The organism is Ideonella oryzae (assembly GCF_024055665.1).
GTDB lineage: Bacteria > Pseudomonadota > Gammaproteobacteria > Burkholderiales > Burkholderiaceae_C > Ideonella > Ideonella oryzae.
This window is the reverse complement of record NZ_JAMXMC010000018.1, coordinates 1-18,743: the sequence shown is the minus strand read 5'-3', so window position 1 is coordinate 18,743 and position 18,743 is coordinate 1. Positions and strand designations below refer to the sequence as shown.

19 protein-coding genes are annotated in these 18,743 nt (G+C 62.9%); 16 read left to right on the top strand and 3 right to left on the bottom strand.

The genetic code is table 11. The features are described from left to right. The first annotated feature begins 344 nt into the window (after positions 1-344). Both xseA and M0L44_RS21055 read left to right on the top strand, forming a co-directional pair. On the top strand, positions 345-1,643 hold the full coding sequence (gene xseA, locus M0L44_RS21060; protein WP_252772147.1) for an exodeoxyribonuclease VII large subunit: 1,299 nt from the start codon (positions 345-347) through the stop codon (positions 1,641-1,643). An 88-nt stretch (positions 1,644-1,731) separates the two neighbouring features. Beyond that, positions 1,732-2,316, top strand: a complete 585-nt coding sequence (locus M0L44_RS21055) for a superoxide dismutase (RefSeq protein ID WP_252772146.1) — start codon at positions 1,732-1,734, stop codon at positions 2,314-2,316. 66 nt (positions 2,317-2,382) lie between these two features. On the opposite strand, the gene M0L44_RS21050 is transcribed toward M0L44_RS21055, so the two are convergent. Beyond that, positions 2,383-2,847: a DUF192 domain-containing protein gene (locus M0L44_RS21050; RefSeq protein ID WP_435526452.1), complete on the bottom strand. Its 465-nt coding sequence runs from the start codon at positions 2,845-2,847 to the stop codon at positions 2,383-2,385. An 82-nt stretch (positions 2,848-2,929) separates the two neighbouring features. Between M0L44_RS21050 and M0L44_RS21045 the strand changes: the two genes are divergently transcribed. The 9 genes from M0L44_RS21045 (at position 2,930) to M0L44_RS21005 (ending at position 10,880) form a co-directional block, all read left to right on the top strand. Next, positions 2,930-5,221, top strand: a complete 2,292-nt coding sequence (locus tag M0L44_RS21045; protein ID WP_252772145.1) for a heavy metal translocating P-type ATPase — start codon at positions 2,930-2,932, stop codon at positions 5,219-5,221. Between the two features lie 41 nt (positions 5,222-5,262). After that, a complete protein-coding gene (gene ccoS, locus M0L44_RS21040; RefSeq protein ID WP_022982560.1) occupies positions 5,263-5,466 on the top strand; it encodes a cbb3-type cytochrome oxidase assembly protein CcoS in 204 nt (67 codons plus the stop codon). Between the two features lie 32 nt (positions 5,467-5,498). After that, positions 5,499-6,944 (top strand): cytochrome-c oxidase, cbb3-type subunit I, encoded by a 1,446-nt coding sequence (gene ccoN, locus M0L44_RS21035; protein WP_252772144.1) that lies wholly within the window; start codon positions 5,499-5,501, stop codon positions 6,942-6,944. A gap of 19 nt (positions 6,945-6,963) precedes the next feature. Continuing rightward, complete coding sequence (ccoO, locus tag M0L44_RS21030) at positions 6,964-7,584, top strand: cytochrome-c oxidase, cbb3-type subunit II (protein ID WP_252772143.1); 621 nt, start codon at positions 6,964-6,966, stop codon at positions 7,582-7,584. Between the two features lie 18 nt (positions 7,585-7,602). Next, on the top strand, positions 7,603-7,776 hold the full coding sequence (locus M0L44_RS21025) for a cbb3-type cytochrome oxidase subunit 3 (protein WP_252772142.1): 174 nt from the start codon (positions 7,603-7,605) through the stop codon (positions 7,774-7,776). A gap of 43 nt (positions 7,777-7,819) precedes the next feature. Continuing rightward, a complete protein-coding gene (ccoP, locus tag M0L44_RS21020) occupies positions 7,820-8,737 on the top strand; it encodes a cytochrome-c oxidase, cbb3-type subunit III (protein ID WP_252772141.1) in 918 nt (305 codons plus the stop codon). A gap of 14 nt (positions 8,738-8,751) precedes the next feature. Continuing rightward, entirely contained in the window at positions 8,752-10,224 is a 1,473-nt protein-coding gene (gene ccoG, locus M0L44_RS21015; protein ID WP_252772140.1) for a cytochrome c oxidase accessory protein CcoG, read from the top strand. A gap of 22 nt (positions 10,225-10,246) precedes the next feature. Further along, positions 10,247-10,528, top strand: a complete 282-nt coding sequence (locus M0L44_RS21010) for a nitrogen fixation protein FixH (protein WP_252772139.1) — start codon at positions 10,247-10,249, stop codon at positions 10,526-10,528. A 70-nt stretch (positions 10,529-10,598) separates the two neighbouring features. After that, a complete protein-coding gene (locus M0L44_RS21005; RefSeq protein ID WP_252772138.1) occupies positions 10,599-10,880 on the top strand; it encodes a hypothetical protein in 282 nt (93 codons plus the stop codon). Positions 10,881-10,939: 59 nt separating this feature from the next. Here the strand turns inward: M0L44_RS21005 and fnr are convergent, their stop codons facing one another. After that, positions 10,940-11,674 carry a fumarate/nitrate reduction transcriptional regulator Fnr gene (gene fnr, locus M0L44_RS21000; RefSeq protein ID WP_252772137.1) on the bottom strand — a complete coding sequence of 245 codons (735 nt, stop codon included), beginning with the start codon at positions 11,672-11,674 and terminating at the stop codon, positions 10,940-10,942. 158 nt (positions 11,675-11,832) lie between these two features. Between fnr and hemN the strand changes: the two genes are divergently transcribed. The 3 genes from hemN (at position 11,833) to icd (ending at position 15,325) form a co-directional block, all read left to right on the top strand. Beyond that, entirely contained in the window at positions 11,833-13,242 is a 1,410-nt protein-coding gene (gene hemN, locus M0L44_RS20995) for an oxygen-independent coproporphyrinogen III oxidase (protein WP_252772187.1), read from the top strand. A gap of 2 nt (positions 13,243-13,244) precedes the next feature. Beyond that, positions 13,245-13,946 (top strand): sulfite exporter TauE/SafE family protein, encoded by a 702-nt coding sequence (locus M0L44_RS20990; protein ID WP_252772136.1) that lies wholly within the window; start codon positions 13,245-13,247, stop codon positions 13,944-13,946. A 125-nt stretch (positions 13,947-14,071) separates the two neighbouring features. Then, positions 14,072-15,325, top strand: a complete 1,254-nt coding sequence (gene icd, locus M0L44_RS20985; protein WP_252772135.1) for an NADP-dependent isocitrate dehydrogenase — start codon at positions 14,072-14,074, stop codon at positions 15,323-15,325. Between the two features lie 114 nt (positions 15,326-15,439). On the opposite strand, the gene M0L44_RS20980 is transcribed toward icd, so the two are convergent. After that, positions 15,440-15,664, bottom strand: coding sequence for a cold shock domain-containing protein (locus M0L44_RS20980; RefSeq protein ID WP_151123101.1), 225 nt, complete (start codon positions 15,662-15,664; stop codon positions 15,440-15,442). A 228-nt stretch (positions 15,665-15,892) separates the two neighbouring features. Between M0L44_RS20980 and clpS the strand changes: the two genes are divergently transcribed. Both clpS and clpA read left to right on the top strand, forming a co-directional pair. Next, positions 15,893-16,249, top strand: a complete 357-nt coding sequence (gene clpS, locus M0L44_RS20975) for an ATP-dependent Clp protease adapter ClpS (protein WP_252772134.1) — start codon at positions 15,893-15,895, stop codon at positions 16,247-16,249. Beyond that, positions 16,246-18,555, top strand: coding sequence for an ATP-dependent Clp protease ATP-binding subunit ClpA (clpA, locus tag M0L44_RS20970; protein WP_252772133.1), 2,310 nt, complete (start codon positions 16,246-16,248; stop codon positions 18,553-18,555). Before clpS ends, clpA begins: the two co-directional genes overlap by 4 nt. Positions 18,556-18,743: the final 188 nt, after the last annotated feature.

Below are 18,743 nucleotides of genomic sequence, written 5' to 3'. Positions count from 1 at the left end.
TTATGGACTGAAGCGGCACCCGTTCACGCCCTGCATGCGGCCTGCACGCCACGGCATGTTTCCGCTGGATCGGGATCCACAGGAACTGTGGATAACTTTGTGGGTAAGCCTGCTGAATCAGTGCTCGGGCCCCGATTCCTCAAGGGTTTTCTTAGTTTGCCCCAAAAATCGGCGGCGAAAATTCATTCTGAATCAATTACTTGTGACCAAAACGCGTTTGTTGGAGCCTGTTGCCAATGCCCTCCGAAGCGGGTGCCGGCAGGTGGATATCTGCTGTTGCTGTGGACCGAGGGGGCTTGATCTTGTCACGCTGGACTGAGGATCTCGCTGGCGGCACACGTCCAATGGCCTGGACCGTGGCGGCGCTCCTGCTGGCGGTCGCGGATGCCCTGGCCGCCAGGTTCAGCGCTGTCGCGGTGCGTGGCGAGCTGTCTGGCTTCACCCGCGCCTCCAGTGGGCATTGCTACTTTTCGCTCAAGGATGGCGACGGATCCGGCGCTGCACTGCGCTGCGTCATGTTCCGCAGGCAGGCGGTTCTGCTGCAGAGTCTCCCCAGGGATGGGCAGCAGGTGGAAGTGCGGGGGCGGTTGTCGGTCTACGAGCCCCGAGGCGAACTGCAACTGGTGGTGGAGTCCCTCCAGCCTGTAGGGGCTGGCCGGTTGTACGAGGAGTTCCTTCGCCTGAAGGCGCGTCTGGAGCAGGCCGGCTGGTTCGACCCGCTGCGCAAGCGGGCCTTGCCGGCGCATCCGCAGGTGGTCGGGGTGGTCACGTCCAGCAGTGGCGCGGTCTGGCACGATGTCATGACCACCCTGAGGCGCCGTGCGCCCCACGTCCGGGTGATCCTCTATCCTTCGATCGTCCAGGGCGGTGATGCCCCGGCGTCCCTGCGGGGGGCGCTGGCACTGGCCAACGCGCGAGCCGAGGCGGACGTGATCCTCCTGTGCCGCGGTGGAGGAAGCCTGGAAGACCTGTGGGCTTTCAACGACGAGCAACTGGTCATGGCTGTCGCGCAGTCATCCATTCCGATCGTCAGCGGCGTGGGCCATGAGACCGACGTCACCCTGACCGATTGGGCGGCCGATTTGCGCGCGCCCACACCAACGGCGGCGGCAGAACTGGTGTCACCCGCCCGGGATGACCTGCTGCAGATGCTGGCGGTGCGGGCGCAAGCCATGATCCGTCGGGTGCATCAGCGCCTTGATGACGCCGAGCAGCGTCTGGATCTGGCGGGGTTGCGCCTGCGAGACCCCCGCCGTGCGCTCCAGTCCCAGGGCGATCGCCTGCGTATGGCTCAGCAGCGGCTGTCTGGCGCCCTGCAAGGGGAGCGCCAACGGCTGGACCGGCAGTTTGCAGATCGACAGCAGCGCTGGCAGCGTGTGGTCGAGCGCACCTTGCTGGGAGCGTCGCACGACCTGGGCCTGCGAGAGGCCAGGTTGAGAGCGGCGGATCCCAGGGGTGTGCTGTCGCGCGGTTATGCCTGGATCGAGGGCAGTGACGGGCGGCCGGTTGTGTCGGCGGCGTCTTTGGTGGTGGGGGAGGGCGTTCGTGCAGTGTGGGCCGATGGGGTCGCCCAGGCACATGTCACCGCCGTGGATCTGGTGCCGAGCGGTCCGCCGGTTCCTCCCAGGCCCACGCGGGGTTGATCGCCCGTGCCTACAATGAAATCGGATTCTGTTGACTCCGGATTCGGCGGGTCACGCGCCTGTTGAACCATCCTCGAAAGGAAATTGCATGGAACACACTCTGCCGCCGCTGCCGTTCGGCCTGGATGACCTGACCCCTCACATGAGCCGGGAAACCCTGGAATATCACTACGGCAAGCACCACAACGCCTATGTCGTGAACCTCAACAACCTCATCGGTGGCACCGAATTCGCCGGCTTGCCTCTGGAGGACGTGGTCAAGAAGTCGGCCGGTCCCGTCTACAACAATGCTGCGCAGATCTGGAATCACACCTTCTTCTGGAACTGCCTGAAGAAGAACGGTGGCGGCGAGCCTTCTGGCGCCCTGGCTGCGGCGATCAACGCCAAGTGGGGTTCCTACGCAGCTTTCAAGGAAGCTTTCACCAAGAGCGCCGTGGGCAACTTCGGTTCGGGCTGGACCTGGCTGGTGAAGAAGGCTGACGGCTCGGTGGACATCGTCAACATGGGCGCCGCCGGCACCCCGCTGACCACCGGCGACAAGCCGCTGCTGACCATCGATGTGTGGGAGCACGCCTACTACATCGACTACCGGAATCTGCGTCCCAAGTTCGTGGAGACCTTCCTGAACAGCCTGGTGAACTGGTCATTCGCGGAAGCGAACTTCGCCGGCTGATTTTTCTCAGCACACCTGCCAAAGGCCGGCTTTCGCCGGCCTTTTCATTTTCCGGTCCGAACCAGGTCAATTGCCGCCAAAGACGGCACCGGACAGATGGGCGCCGGCCTTCAACCCTCGCTTGGCGAACCAGCCCTGGTTCATTTCCAGCACAAACCGGACAGGCTTGCGGGAGCAGTGCGAGTTTTCGGTCTGGGGGGCCATGTCTTCGATGTTCACGATGGTCCCATCGCTGGCGACAAAGGCTGCCGACAGCGGGATCAGGGTGTTCTTCATCCAGAAGCACTGGGTGGCCGGCTCCTCGAAGACGAACAGCATCCCTTCGTGGGGCGCCATGGCCTTTCGGAACATCAGTCCGATTTCCCGCTGCTGGGGGGTTCGGGCCACCTGGGCCACGATGTTGTACATGCCGGCGGACAAGGTCTGGGTCGGCAGGTTTTGAGCATCCTGGGCCTTGGCGTTATGGGGGAAAACCCCCAGCAGGCCCAGCATTGCGCTCCATGCGATGAGATTACGCTTGATCAATGTCATTTCTGGTGTGTCTGTTGGCCCTAACATGCTGAAACGCTGCTGCCCGCTGGGCGGCTGACATTGGATCGTGTCTCCGCCCCTCATGAACGCCGCCGTTGCCTCGCCTCTTCCGGAATCTCTGCATGCCAGCGATCTGGACGTGCTGGATGATCCGATCGAGCAGCAGCGATTCACCCGCTGGACGGAAGAGGCCGATGGTCGGCGTCACGCCGAGTCGGCGTTCCAGCTGAGCGGAATGTACTGCGCGGCGTGCGCAGGGATCATCGAATCGGCGTTGAGCGCCGTGCCGGGTGTGGAGGAGGCCAGCGTGAACTCCGCATCCCGCCGCGCCATGGTGCGCTGGAACCCCGCCCGGACATCGCCTTCTGCCATGGTGCGGGCCATCCGGGGCGCGGGCTACGATGCGGTGCCGGATGCGGCGGCCTCGGCCCGCGAATTGCGGCGCAAGGAACGGCGGCAGGCCCTCTGGCGCGTCTTCGTGGCCAGCTTCTGTGCCATGCAGGTGATGATGTTCGCGACGCCCAGCTACGTGGCGCATGGCAACGAGCTCGCGCCCGACTTGCGGCAGTTGCTGAACTGGGCGAGCTGGCTGGTGTCCATCCCGGTGATGGCCTTCTCGGCAGGAGCCTTCTTCAAGGGCGCGTGGGCCAGCCTGCGCAGTCGTCGGATTGGCATGGACATTCCGGTGGCACTGGGGCTGCTGGTCACCTTCGTGGCCAGTTCTGGAGCCACCTTCGACCCACAGGGGCCCTTCGGGCATGAGGTCTATTTCGACTCGCTCACCATGTTCGTCAGCTTCTTGCTGGCGGGGCGCTTCTTGGAGATGTCGGCCCGGCATCGCGCCGCTGAGTCACTTGAGGACACGCTGTCGGGCATGCCGGAAACTGCCCTTCGGCTGGTGGGCCGCGATGACGCGGTCGAGACCGTCAGCGTGTTGCGCCTGGCACGGGGGGATCGCGTGCGGGTGCCTGTGGGGGCGGCCTTTCCTGCCGATGGTCGGTTGGAGCAGGGAAGCACCCAGGCGGACGAGTCTCTTTTGACTGGGGAGTCCCGCCCGGTCGACAAGCGGGCGGGCGATGAGGTGGTGGCCGGCAGCATGAATCTGTCTGCGCCCGTGACGATGCAGGTTGAGCGGGTGGGGGCGGACACCCGGCATGAAGCCATCGTGGCCATGATGCGGGATGCCATGAGCCAGCGGCCTGCCCTGGCGCGCTGGGCGGATGCATGGGCGGGACCCTTTCTGTGGACGGTGCTGGCCTTGGCCCTGGGCTCGGGCCTGGTTTGGGCGTGGATCGAGCCGTCCCGCGCCGTCTGGGTGGTGGTGTCGGTGCTGATCGTCACCTGCCCTTGTGCCCTGTCTCTGGCAGCGCCTTCTGCGCTGGTGGCCGCGGCCGGTGCGTTGGCCCGTAAAGGCGTGATGGTTCAGCGCCTGGATGCGCTGGAGGCCTTGGCCTCCATGAGCCGGCTCTATACCGACAAGACGGGCACGCTGACCGAGGAGCGCCCGCAGTGGGTGCGCACCGTGGTTCTTCAGGGAGACGCAGCGGACGAGCGGGAGTTGATGCGCCTGGCGGCCTCGCTGGCCACTTGGTCAACCCACCCGCTGTCACAAGCCCTGGCCTCTGCCGAGGCTTCAGGCACGCGGGCGGTCTGGCGGCGGGTCGCTGAGCAGCCCGGGGCCGGCCTGGAGGGAACGGATGAGCACGGTGCGCCGTGGCGCCTGGGGGCGTTGTCCTGGGTGCGTGGCGGCGGGGCTGGTGAAGAAGGTGACTTTGTCGCTGTGGACGGCAGTGCGCCTTGCGTCTACTTCGGGCGGCCGGGACAGCCGCTGGCTCGCTTTGAGTTTGACGAGCAGCTCCGGCCGGGGGTGCCCGCGGCGCTGGCGGCCCTGCAGGCCGATGGTGTCCAGGTGGGGCTGCTGTCTGGTGATGTCAGTGAGCGTGTCCAGAAGATGGCCCAGCCGCTGGGGATCCGGGAAGTCCATGGGGATGCGACGCCCGATCTGAAGCGCGACGTGCTGGCGGCGGCGCAGGCGGGCGGGGAGATCGTCGGGATGGTGGGAGACGGTATCAACGATGCCCCTGTTCTGGCGCGTGCCAACGTGTCCTTCGCCATGGGGCAGGGGGCATTGGTGTCTCGCGCCCATGCCGATGCGGTGATCGTGTCGAACCGGTTCGAGGATGTGTTGCTGGCTCGGCGTCTGGCGCGCCAGGCCATGCGGGTGGTGCGCCAGAACCTGGCTTGGGCTGCGCTGTACAACGCCGCCTGCATTCCGCTGGCCATGCTGGGTTACCTGCCCCCCTGGGGGGCCGGGCTGGGCATGGCCCTGAGTTCACTGTTGGTGGTGGGCAACTCCTGGCGAATCGGTCGTTGAGAGTTTCCCGGCATCCCCCTCATCTGTTTGCGCGCGATCCGATGGACATTCTCTACCTGCTGATACCCCTCTCCGCCGTGCTGGTGCTGGTGATCATCGGCGTGTTCGGCTGGGCGCTGCACCGTGGCCAGTTTGACGACCTGGAGCGCGAAGGTGAGCGGATCCTGCAACAGGACGCGACCGTCGTTGATGACGATCAAGCGCCCCGTCAGGGTGTTCAAAAACAATCCAACCCGTCTCAGTGAGTCAAGAGTCTCGATAAGAAGGAGGCCTTCCGATGGCAAATAGTTCCGCGCCGGCGCAACCGGCATACACAGACGCCGTGGTGAGGGGGTTCGCCCTCGTCGCGGTGTTGTACGGCATCGTAGGGATGCTGGTAGGAGTGATCGTCGCGTCCCAGTTGGCGTGGCCTGAGCTCATCAACGGCATCCCCTGGTTGACCTATGGTCGCCTGCGGCCGCTGCACACGAATGCTGTGATCTTTGCATTTGGCGGCTCGGTGCTTTTTGCCACCAGCTATCACGTGGTCCAGCGCACCTGCCAGACCGCTCTGTTCCTGCCCAAGCTGGCCTGGTTCACCTTCATCGGCTGGAACCTGATCGTGCTGTCTGCGGTGGTGACCCTGCCGCTGGGCATGACCAGCGGCAAGGAGTACGCCGAGTTGGAGTGGCCGATCGACATCGCCATCGCGGTGGTGTGGGTGTCCTATGCGGTGGTGTTCTTCGGCACCATCGGCATCCGCAAGGTGCGCCACATCTATGTGGCCAACTGGTTCTTCGGTGCCTTCATCATCGCCGTGGCCCTGCTGCATATCGTCAACAGCGCTGAGGTGCCTGTCACCCTGTGGCCGATGAAGTCCTACTCCGCCTATGCGGGTGTCCAGGATGCGATGGTCCAGTGGTGGTATGGCCACAATGCGGTGGGTTTCTTCCTGACCGCTGGCTTCCTGGGGATCATGTACTACTACATCCCCAAGCAGGCTGAGCGTCCGGTGTACTCGTATCGCCTGTCGATCGTGCACTTCTGGGCCCTGATCTTCACCTACATGTGGGCCGGCCCCCACCACCTGCACTACACCGCGCTGCCCGACTGGGCGCAATCGGTGGGCATGATCTTCTCGCTGGTCCTGCTGGCTCCCTCCTGGGGTGGCATGATCAACGGCATCATGACCCTGTCGGGTGCATGGCATAAGCTGCGTGACGACCCGATCTTGAAGTTCCTGATCGTGTCCCTGTCGTTCTACGGCATGTCGACCTTCGAAGGTCCGATGATGTCGATCAAGACCGTGAATGCCCTGTCGCACTACACGGACTGGACCGTCGGCCACGTGCACTCCGGTGCCCTGGGCTGGGTGGGCATGGTGTCCATCGGCGCCCTGTACCACCTGATCCCCCGCATGTTCGGCCGCAAGAGCATGTACAGCACCCGTGCGATTGAGTTGCACTTCTGGATCGCCACCATCGGCATCGTGCTGTACATCGCCGCCATGTGGATTGCCGGCGTGATGCAGGGTCTGATGTGGCGCGCGGTGAACCCGGACGGCACGCTGGTCTACAGCTTTGTCGAATCGGTCAAGGCCACCTATCCGTTCTACGTGATTCGTGTGTGCGGCGGTCTGCTGTACCTGACGGGCATGCTGATCATGGCCTGGAACACGATCATGACTGTCGCCAATGGCCGTGCCGTGCCGACGCCGATCCCGGCGGTGGCCGCTCACGCCTGAGTTTGAAGGAGAACAACACATGGCGAGCCAACACAAGCCATCTGGTCACGAGAAGATCGAGACCAGTAACTTCCTGATGATCGTCCTGATCCTGATCGCCGTGGCGTTCGGTGGTCTGGTCGAGATCGTCCCCCTGTTCTTCCAGCATTCCACCACCCAGCCGGTGCCGGGCCTCAAGCCCTACACCCCGCTGCAGCTGGCTGGCCGGGACATCTACCTCCGCGAGGGTTGCTACAACTGCCACTCGCAGATGGTGCGTCCCTTCCGTGCAGAGACCCTGCGCTATGGCCCGTACTCGGTCGCTGGCGAGTTCGTCTACGACCACCCGTTCCAGTGGGGCAGCAAGCGCACGGGTCCGGATCTGCAGCGCGTGGGTGGTCGCTACAGCGACGAATGGCATCGTGTGCACCTGAACAATCCGCGTGATGTGGTGCCTGAGTCCAACATGCCGTCCTTCCCCTGGCTCAACAACAACCAGTTGGATCCGGCCGCCATCGGCCCCAAGATGGCTGCCCTGAGCAAGGTGGGCGTGCCCTACACCGAGGCTGAGATCGGCGCTGCCGGCGAAGAGGTCAAGGGCAAGACCGAGATGGACGCCCTGGTGGCCTATCTGCAGGTCCTGGGCACCGCCCGCAAGTGATGACAAGGAGCCGAGAGCATGTCGATTGATCTGAACTCGCTGCGCAGCATCGTGACCCTCGTGTCCTTGCTGCTGTTCATCGGGCTGATGGTGTGGACCTGGAGTCGGCGGCGTCAGTCCGCCTTCGACGAAGCGGCCCAACTGCCATTCCTGGATGACGACGCGCCCGGCTCGACGTCCACCCACAAATGATGTGTGAAGGGGCGGGCGACCGCCTCCGCCACTGGAGAATGGAATGAGTGACTTTTTCAACATCGGATGGTCCGTTTACATCGCGGCCATCGTGATTGGGGGTCTCGTCTTCTGCCTGGCTTTGCTGATCATCGCCAGCCGCCGGAAGGTGATGGCCGAAGACAACAGCACGGGCCACGTCTGGGACGAGGACCTCAAGGAGATGAACAACCCGCTGCCTCGCTGGTGGATGGGCTTGTTTGTGATCACCGTGGTGTTTGCCGCGGTGTACCTGGCGCTCTACCCCGGCTTGGGCTCAAGCAAGGGCACGCTGCAGTGGACGGCCGTGGGGCAATTGCAGGCTGAGAACGAGAAGGCGCGCGCCACCATGGCGCCGGTGTACGCCAGCTTCGCCAACCTGGCTGCCGCCGATCTGGCCAAGAATCCGCAGGCGATGGCGATTGGCGAGCGCCTGTTCGTCAACAACTGCGCGCAATGCCACGGCGCGGATGCTCGCGGCAGCAAGGGCTTTCCCAACCTGACCGACAAGGACTGGCTGGGCGGCGACGGCAGCCCCGAGTACATCGAGAAGACCATCATCAACGGTCGCCAGGGCGTGATGCCGGTGATGGCGCCCGCGGTGGGCACCCCCGAGGATGTGCGCAATGTGGCCAACTATGCGCTGAGCCTGTCGGGCAGCCCCAATAACTCGGTGGCGGCTCAACTGGGCAAGCCCAAGTTCGTGGTCTGTGCGGCCTGCCATGGTCCGGAAGGCAAGGGCAACCCGGTGGTGGGAGCACCCAATCTGACCGACAAGATCTGGCTGCATGGCTGGGGTGAAGATGCCGTGATGGCCATGGTCAACCACGGCAAGACCAATGTGATGCCGCCGCAAGGGCAGCGTTTCACCCCTGAGCAGATCAAGGTGCTGACGGCCTACGTCTGGAATTTGTCTCAGAACACGAAGGTCGCAGCTCAGTGAGCTAAAGTAACAGCATGAGCGATACCACCACCCCTATTTCTTCTTCTCCCGTTGGGCAAGCGCCAGAGACTGGCAAAGACAGTGTGGCGGAGGTGGTATCGCTTTACCAGAAGTCTCGGAAAATCTATGCCCGCAGCGTCACGGGGTGGTTTGCCACCTGGCGTTGGGGATTGGTCTGGCTCACGCAGATTCTGTTTTATGGACTGCCCTGGTTGAGTTGGAATGACCGCCAAGCGATTTTGTTCGACTTGGGTGCCCGCAGGTTCTATATCTTCGGGATGGTTCTTTACCCTCAGGATTTCATATATCTGACGGGTCTTTTGATTGTTTCTGCCTACAGCCTGTTTCTCTTCACGGCGGTGGCAGGGCGGCTCTGGTGTGGTTACGCCTGTCCCCAGACGGTCTACACCGAGATCTACATGTGGTTCGAACAGAAGTTCGAAGGGGACCGTGCCCAGCGCATGCGCCTGGATCAGGGGCCCTGGACCTTGGAGCGGCTGCTGCGCAGAAGTGGCAAGCAGATCGCTTGGATCGTTTTCGGCCTGTGGACGGGCTTCACTTTCGTGGGCTACTTCACCCCGATCCGTGTGCTGGGTCATGAGGCGCTGACACTGAGTTTCGGGCCCTGGGAATGGTTCTGGGTCCTGTTCTACGGCTTTGCCACGTACGGCAATGCAGGCTACATGCGCGAGCAGGTCTGCAAGTACATGTGCCCCTATGCCCGGTTCCAGAGCGTGATGTTCGACCGGGATACGCTGATCATCAGCTATGACACGGAGCGTGGTGAGCCCCGTGGTGCGCGCTCCAAGAAGGCCGATCCCGCCAAGCTGGGGTTGGGCTCTTGTGTCGACTGCGGGCTGTGTGTGCAGGTGTGTCCCACGGGCATCGACATTCGCAAGGGACTGCAGTACGAGTGCATCGGTTGCGCGGCCTGTATCGATGTCTGCAATGGCATCATGGACAAGATGGGGTACCAGCAGGGCTTGATCCGCTACGCGACCGAAAATGGTCTGGATCAGCACCTGGATCGAGGGTCGATGATTCGACGCATACTCCGCCCACGTGTATTGATCTATACGGCGATTCTGATCGCTATCGTTTCTGCATTCGTGCTGAGCATTTATCTGCGTAGCCCCTTCCGCGTGGATGTCGTGCGGGATCGCGCTTCTCTGGCACGCATCGTTGACGATGGTCGTGTCGAGAATGTCTACCGCATCCAGATCATGAACTCCGCGGAAGAGAAGCAGAAGTACCAGCTTGCTGTTCGCGGCCTGCCGGGAATCATGATTGCCGGGCCCGCTGCGTTCGAACTTGACCCTGCCGAGGCACGGTGGATCACCGTGAGCGCGCAGATCCCCTTTGAGGCGGCACAGCAGGTGGGCAACGGCATGCACAGCATCCAGTTTGACGTCGAGCGCTTGGCGCATGACGACAAGACGCACCCTGTTCTGGTGGAGGAGAAATCCACCTTCATGGTGCCCCGTTGAGCGCCATTTGAGGAATTCAGACATGTCGGCATCCGAAGTTTCCCCTGTTGTCAGTGTTGCGCCTCAGGCTCAGGATTCGCAAAAGCCGTGGTGGCGTCACCCCATGGTGTGGCTGGTGATCTCCGGCCCCCTGGCGGTGGTGGTCGCCAGCATCATCTCTGCCGTGGTGGCTGTTCGGGGCGCCGATCCTGTGCTGCTGAAGGATGAGTCGGGTGGGGCTTCCGAGGTTCATGATGGGGTGGATAGCATGACGCCCGCGCTTGCCGCCCGCAACCATGCGGCGACGCCGAAGCAGGAACCTTGAATTTGAGGGGCTGTGATGCCCCGCCACGGCAACCAGGTGTCCTTCAACCCTGTTTGGGAGGAGTGTTGCCATGCCTGAATCCACCCGCATGTGCTCGGTCAGGGCGCTGTGTGTCCTTTGGCCAGCCTTTCTGATGGCTGGGGTCGCTGAGGCGCTGGTCTTCGTCGTGGTGGATCCAGCCGAGTTGCACTGGTTCGGCGCTGACCGCGTTGACTGGAGCTTGTCTGCGATCTACTCCGCCACCTTCCTCATCTTTTGGGCGGTGATCTCCATTGCCGCAGCGCTGACGCAGCTGCTGAGCTTGCCGCCGGGCACGGACTCTGAACGCAAGGATGTGGCGCACCTTGCTTGAGGGATCGCCGATGTCTCTCGGCCCAAGCGATCTCCCGATGGCTTGGGCCGTAGAGTGTTTCAGCAGTGTGCGCCGTTGATCAACTGCTGAAGACCGTCTTGGTCGATGATGCGGATATGGCGCTGCTTCACCTCAAGCAGGCCATCGTCCTGGAATTTCGAAAACGTGCGACTGACGGTTTCAAGTTTGAGCCCCAGGTAGCTCCCGATCTCTTCCCGGGTCATTCGCAGGATCAGCGAGGAGGCTGAGAAGCCTCGTGCCTGCAGGCGCTGGGTCAGGTTCATCAGGAAGGCAGCCAGCCGCTCTTCGGCCCGCATGCTTCCCAGCAGCAGCATCACGCCGTGATCGCGAACGATCTCGCGGCTCATGATCTTGTGGAACTGATGCTGAAGGTCAGTGAACTCACGTGACAGGGACTCCAGCTGACCGTAGGGAATGATGCAGACCTGGGAATCCTCCAGGGCCACGGCGTCGCAAGAGTGGCGGTCGTTGCTGATGCCATCCAGCCCGAGCAACTCCCCGGCCATCTGGAAACCAGTCACCTGATCGCGACCGTCCTCGGAGGACACGCAGGTCTTGAAGAAGCCGGTACGAACAGCGTAGAGAGACTGGAAGGCATCTCCAGCACGGAACAGCATGTCGCCACGTGCCACGCTGCGGCGCGTGGCCACCAGGGCATCGAGTCTTTCCAGGTCGGGACGGGCAAGTCCCACGGGCAAGCACAGTTCGCGCAGATTGCAGCTGGAGCACGCGACCTTGAACGCGTCGGGTTTCAATTGGGTGGCGTCGGTCATAGGCCCATTATGGAAGAAGCACCCGCTTCGCTGCGCGATGGGGCACGGTACGGCGCACCATGGAAGCCCCGGTGCAGGAGCGCAATTGTCCCGATCAGTATCTGTGGTTGCTTGAGTCAAATCAAGACCGGGTGTGGGGCCGCTGGCACCATGGCGACATGGTTCAGATCTCAGACTCCGCCGATGTGCAGCTGCCGGTTGACTTGTTGCGGCAATTCGACGTTCCAGGTCCCCGCTACACCTCCTATCCGACAGCAGATCGGTTCGTGGAGGCGTTCACCGCGCATGACTATGCCTGCGCCCTGCGTCAGCGTGCGGAGGGAGCGGTGGTGGGCGGCAAGCCTCCGCTGTCCCTGTACATCCACATCCCCTTCTGCGAGTCGGTCTGCTACTACTGCGCCTGCAACAAGGTCATTACCAAGCACCATGAGCGTGCCGGCGAGTATCTCGACGCGCTGGATCTCGAGATCGACCTGCATGCCAAGACACTGGGTGAGCCGCAGGTGGTGTCACAGCTCCACCTGGGCGGCGGGTCGCCCACCTTTCTCAGCGATGAAGAGTTGGCTCGTCTGATGGCGTCCTTGCGCAGGGCGTTTCAGCTGGCACCGGGGGCGGAAATCTCCATCGAAGTCGATCCTCGCACCGCTTCTGCCGAGCGGCTGGCCTTTTGGCGGCAGTTGGGCTTCAACCGGCTGAGCTTCGGCGTGCAGGACTTCGATGCCGAGGTTCAGAAGGCCGTGCACCGCGTTCAGTCGTTCGAGAGCGTTCGTGACTTGGTCCGCAGCGCGCGCGAGCTGGGATATGAATCCGTCAATGTCGACCTGATCTACGGCCTGCCCAAGCAGAACCCGGAGTCGTTCGCTCAGACCATCCGCCTGGTGGGTGAGTTGAGGCCGGATCGGATCGCCCTGTATGCCTACGCCCATCTGCCGCAGCGGTTCAAACCCCAGCGGCGCATCGATCCGGCGGAGTTGCCGAGTGCGGCGGACCGGGTGACCATGCTGTCCGGCGCGATCGCCGGCTTCCTGTCCGACGGGTACACCTACATCGGCATGGATCACTTCGCCTTGCCTGGCGACGCGCTGGCGGCTGCGAAGCGGCAGGGGCGTCTGCACCGGAACTTCCAGGGCTACAGCACGCAGCCCGATTGCGATCTGATTGGTCTGGGGGTCTCCGCCATCGGGCGCATGGGGGCGACCTACAGCCAGAATGCCAAAACTTTGCCCGAGTACTACGACGCGGTGCGCCAGGGGCAGTTCCCGATCGTCCGCGGGCTGGCGCTGACGCGCGACGACCTGCTTCGGCGGGCGGTCATCATGGCCCTGATGTGCCAGGGGCGTCTGGAGTTCGAGTCGATCGAGCTGTCCCACCTGATCAAGGTGCCGGAGTACTTCCGGACCGAGCTGGAGTCCCTCGCGCCCTACGAGGCCATGGGGCTTGTCGTGCGAGAGCCTGCGGCGCTTCAGGTCACGGCCCGCGGCTGGTTCTTTGTCCGAGCCATCGCCATGGCCTTTGACAAACATCTCCAGGCAGACAAGGTCAGGGAGCGTTTCTCGCGCATCATCTGAAGGTGAACTATGCGTTGATCTTCAGTGCCCTGATGATGGGGCTGGCGGGTACGGTCCATTGCGTGGCCATGTGTGGTGCGTCCAGCGCTGCGGTGGTGGGGGTTTGCGGCGGTGGTCGTTCCGCCTGGGCCGGCTTCCATGTGGGGCGGGTGCTGGGGTATGCCGCGGCGGGCGCGCTTGCTGCGTCAAGCGTCTCTGCGCTGGGCGAACTCGGGCGGCTGAGCCCTGCGCTGCGTCCCCTGTGGGGCTTGGCGCACATGGCGGCCCTCGCATTGGGTATCTGGCTGATGTTCACCGGGCGGCAACCGGCCTGGCTGGACCGGCTCGGGCGTGGTGGGCTGCGCTCGACCGCCATGTCGGATGGCTGGCAGGTCGTTCGGGGGCCGGGCAAAGCCTTGGGCATGGGCGCCCTGTGGGTCGCCTGGCCCTGCGGTCTTCTCCAGTCGGCGCTTGTGGTCGCCGCTCTGGCGAATGGGCCCGTTGGCGGGGCTGCCGTGATGACGGTCTTTGCTCTGGGGTCCTCGGTGGCGCTGGGGACCGTGCCGGCGCTTTTCGTGCGCTGGCTGGGAGGGCGTGCCAATCTGGTCGAGGCTGGCGTCATGTCCTGGGTGGTCCGGCTGTCTGGAGTGGCCCTGACCGCCGCCTCTGCGTGGGCACTGGGTCACGACCTCTGGATGAGGGTCGCCGCCTACTGCATTTCCTGATGGATTCGTGCCACTGCAGCATCTGCAGGATCTTGCGTGCGAACGTCAGCCGAAAGACAGTCCGTCTGAACTAGAATTTCAGACTCTGGAACATCTTTTCATAACGACGCCTGGAGCCTAGCGACATGTACCAGCACATCAAAGTGCCCGAGGGTGGGCAGAAGATCACCGTCAACACGGACTTCTCGCTCAATGTGCCGAATAACCCGATCATTCCCTATATCGAAGGTGACGGCACGGGCTTTGACATCACCCCGGTGATGATCAAGGTGGTGGATGCCGCTGTGGCCAAGGCATACGGTGGCGCACGCAAGATCCACTGGATGGAGATCTATGCGGGCGAGAAGTCCACCAAGGTCTACGGCCCAGATGTCTGGCTGCCGGCCGAGACGCTGGAAGTCCTGCGCGACTACGTGGTGTCGATCAAGGGCCCGCTGACCACCCCCGTGGGCGGTGGCATCCGGTCTCTGAACGTGGCGCTGCGCCAGGAACTGGACCTGTATGTCTGCCTGCGTCCGGTGCAGTACTTCAAGGGCGTTCCGTCGCCTGTCAAGGCGCCCGAGAAGATCGACATGGTGATCTTCCGTGAGAACTCGGAGGACATCTACGCTGGTGTCGAGTGGGAAGCCGAGACCGAGAAGGCCAAGAAGGTCATCAAGTTCCTGATCGAGGAGATGGGTGTCAAGAAGATCCGTTTCCCGGAAACTTCGGGCATCGGCATCAAGCCGGTCTCGCGCGAAGGGACCGAACGTCTGGTGCGCAAGGCCATCCAGTACGCGATCGACAATGACAAGCCCAGCGTGACCCTGGTCCACAAGGGCAACATCATGAAGTTCACCGAAGGTGGCTTCCGTGATTGGGGCTACGCCCTGGCCCAAAAGGAGTTCGGCGCCGAGCTGATCGACGGCGGCCCGTGGTGCAAGTTCAAGAACCCGAAGACCGGCAAGGACATCGTGATCAAGGACTCGATCGCGGATGCCTTCTTGCAGCAGATCCTGCTGCGTCCGGCCGAGTACTCGGTGATCGCTACGCTGAACCTGAACGGCGACTACATCTCTGACGCGCTGGCTGCCCAAGTCGGCGGCATCGGCATCGCTCCGGGCGCCAACCTGAGCGACTCGGTGGCCATGTTCGAGGCCACGCACGGCACTGCGCCGAAGTACGCCGGCAAGGACTACGTGAACCCGGGTTCCGAGATTCTTTCGGCTGAGATGATGCTGCGCCACATGGGTTGGACCGAAGCGGCTGATCTGGTCGTCGCTTCCATGGAGAAGTCCATCCTGAGCAAGAAGGTCACCTATGACTTTGCCCGTCTGATGGACGGTGCGACCCAGGTGTCCTGCTCCGGTTTCGGTCAGGTGATGATCGAGAACATGTGATCTCGTGTGCCCGCCCACAAGGCGGGCCTCCTCCAGAGACAGAAAAGCCCGGTGCCGCGCAAGCGGTGCCGGGCTTTTGCCTTCTGGGGGTGAGCGTGGGGCTTCTTGCTCAGTTCAGGAACGAACCGGCTCTTCAAGCGGCCGGATGTTCTGCGCCATCTGTCCCTTGGGGCCTTGGACGAGCTCGAAGCGCACTTTCCCGCCTTGCTTCAGGGTTCTGAACCCATCCATCTGAATCGCGGAGAAGTGGGCGAACACGTCGCCCCCGCCGCTCTCCGGCTCGATGAAGCCAAAACCCTTGGCGTCGTTGAACCATTTCACAGTGCCAATGGCTTCCATCGCATTTCCTCCTTTGGCCTTTTTCAGGCTTTTATTAATGACAATTTTTGGCACTTGACGCTCATGTGTCAATCGCTTGAGGTACCTGGGTTTCGTGCAAGGTGATGAGATGTCACGCGCATGCGAACTGCGCTTGCAATGTGTCACTTTTTGGGGCTTGAGAGAGGCTGGTTCCGCGGACCATTCCCTACCAGTGTGAACGGGCTATCAAGTGGCTATACTGAATTCATGCCTTCGAACCGACCTTCCTCGCCCCCTGGGGGGGCTTCGACGCCCAAGCCCGAGGACGGGCAGGGCTCGGTCGTGGCCGAGCGCAAGGCACAGCGTACGCGTCCTCCCCGCATGTACCAGGTGGTCATGCTGAACGACGACTTCACCCCGATGGAGTTCGTGGTGATGGTGCTGCAGGAATATTTCAGGCTTGATCTTGAGGCCGCCACCCAAATCATGTTGAAGATCCACCATGAGGGGCGTGCGGTGTGTGGCGTGTTCAGCAAGGACATTGCCGCGACCAAGGTCGAACTGGTGCTCGCTGCAGCACGCCGCTCCGGACATCCGCTTCAATGCATTATGGAGGCCGCATGATCGCGCAAGAACTTGAAGTTAGCCTGCACATGGCCTTCGTCGAGGCCCGACAGCAGCGCCATGAGTTCATCACCGTGGAGCACCTGTTGCTCGCGCTGCTGGACAATCCCTCCGCCGCAGAGGTGCTGCGCGCCTGCGCAGCCAACATCGAGGATCTGCGCAAGAGCCTGGTGGCCTTCATCCGTGAGAACACGCCGACTGTGGGCGGGACGGATGAAGTCGACACCCAGCCGACACTCGGCTTCCAACGGGTGATCCAGCGCGCCATCATGCATGTGCAGTCCACCGGCGGTGGCAAGAAGGAAGTGACCGGCGCCAACGTGCTGGTGGCCATTTTCGGCGAGAAGGATTCCCACGCGGTCTACTACCTGCACCAGCAGGGCGTGACCCGGCTGGACGTGGTGAACTTCATCGCTCACGGCATCAAGAAGTCCGACCCCCCCGAGCCTGCCAAGGGTGGCAACGAGGGCGGGGCGCCTGAGGGCGAGAAGGAAGACGCCGGCGAGGGCAAGGGTTCCCCGCTGGAGCAATTCACCACCAACCTCAACCAGCAGGCCAAGGAAGGCAAGATCGATCCGCTGATCGGACGGGAATCCGAAGTGGAGCGTGTGGTCCAGGTTCTCTGCCGCCGTCGCAAGAACAATCCGCTGCTGGTGGGCGAGGCCGGCGTGGGCAAGACCGCCATTGCCGAGGGGCTGGCTTGGCGCATCACCGAAGGGGACGTGCCAGAGGTGCTCTCCGATGCCATCGTCTATGCGCTGGACATGGGGGCTTTGCTGGCGGGCACCAAGTACCGCGGCGATTTCGAGCAACGGCTCAAGGGCGTGCTCAAGCAGCTCAAGGAACAACCCAAGGCCATTCTGTTCATCGACGAGATCCACACGCTGATCGGTGCCGGTGCGGCTTCTGGCGGCACGCTCGATGCCAGCAACCTGCTCAAGCCCGCTCTGTCCAGTGGCGCGATGAAGTGCATTGGCGCCACCACCTTCCAGGAATATCGCGGCATCTTCGAGAAGGACGCGGCCCTGTCGCGCCGCTTCCAGAAGGTGGATGTCGTGGAGCCTTCGGTGGAGCAGACGGTGGAGATCCTCAAGGGGCTCAAGTCCCGCTTCGAGGAGCACCACAGCGTCAAGTACGCTCTGGGCGCGCTCCAGGCTGCGGCCGAGTTGTCGGCCAAGTACATCAATGATCGACACCTGCCCGACAAGGCGATCGACGTCATCGACGAAGCCGGTGCAGCCCAGCGCGTGCTGCCCAAGAGCAAGCAGAAGAAGACCATCACTCGCAACGAGGTAGAGGAAATCGTCGCCAAGATTGCGCGCATTCCGCCGGCCAACGTGTCCAGCGACGACCGCGGCAAGCTCAAGAGTCTCGACCGTGACCTCAAGAGCGTGGTGTTCGGACAGGATCCGGCGGTCGAGGCCTTGTCCTCCGCCATCAAGATGGCGCGCTCGGGCCTGGGCCGGGCCGACAAGCCCATCGGGGCCTTCCTCTTCAGCGGCCCCACCGGCGTCGGCAAGACCGAAGTGGCCAAGCAACTGGCCTACATCCTGGGCATCGAGTTGATTCGCTTTGACATGTCCGAGTACATGGAGCGCCACGCGGTCAGTCGGCTGATTGGCGCACCTCCGGGCTATGTGGGTTTCGACCAGGGGGGGCTGCTGACTGAAGCCATCACCAAGAAGCCGCATGCGGTGCTGTTGCTCGACGAGATCGAGAAGGCGCATCCGGATGTCTTCAACGTGCTGCTGCAGGTCATGGACCATGGCACGCTGACCGACAACAACGGGCGCAAGGCCGACTTCCGCAGCGTCATCATCATCATGACGACCAATGCGGGGGCCGAGACCATGCAGAAGTCCACCATCGGCTTCACGACCCGGCGCGAGCAGGGGGACGAGATGGGAGACATCAAGCGCCTGTTCACGCCGGAGTTCCGCAACCGCCTGGACGCCATCATCAACTTCCGCTCCCTGGACGAGGAGATCATCCTGCGGGTGGTCGACAAGTTCCTGCTGCAACTGGAAGAGCAACTGGCCGAGAAGAAGGTGGAGGTGACCTTCACCGACGCCCTGCGCCAGCACTTGGCCAAGCGCGGTTTCGATCCCCTGATGGGCGCTCGACCGATGCAGCGCCTGATCCAGGACACCATCCGCAAGGCACTGGCCGACGAGTTGCTGTTTGGGCGGCTGGTCGACGGTGGTCGTCTGACCGTCGATGTGGATGCCGAAGGTCAGGTCCAGTTGGACATCCAGCCGGCAGGCAAGAGCGGCGACAAGCCCAAGGCCGAAGCGGCTGCGGCCTGAGGCTCCAGCCTGCCAAGAGAGCACCTTCGGGTGCTCTTTTTTTGTCCAGGCGAACCCAGGATCAGCGTAAGCGCGGCCCCAAGGCCCTCTTGACGAAGTTCGATCAGATGTCGACGACGTGGCGCAGCAGCGAGAAGCCCACGCGCCAGGTCATGCCGTCGCCGGGGTCGATGGTGGCGGTGCGCTGG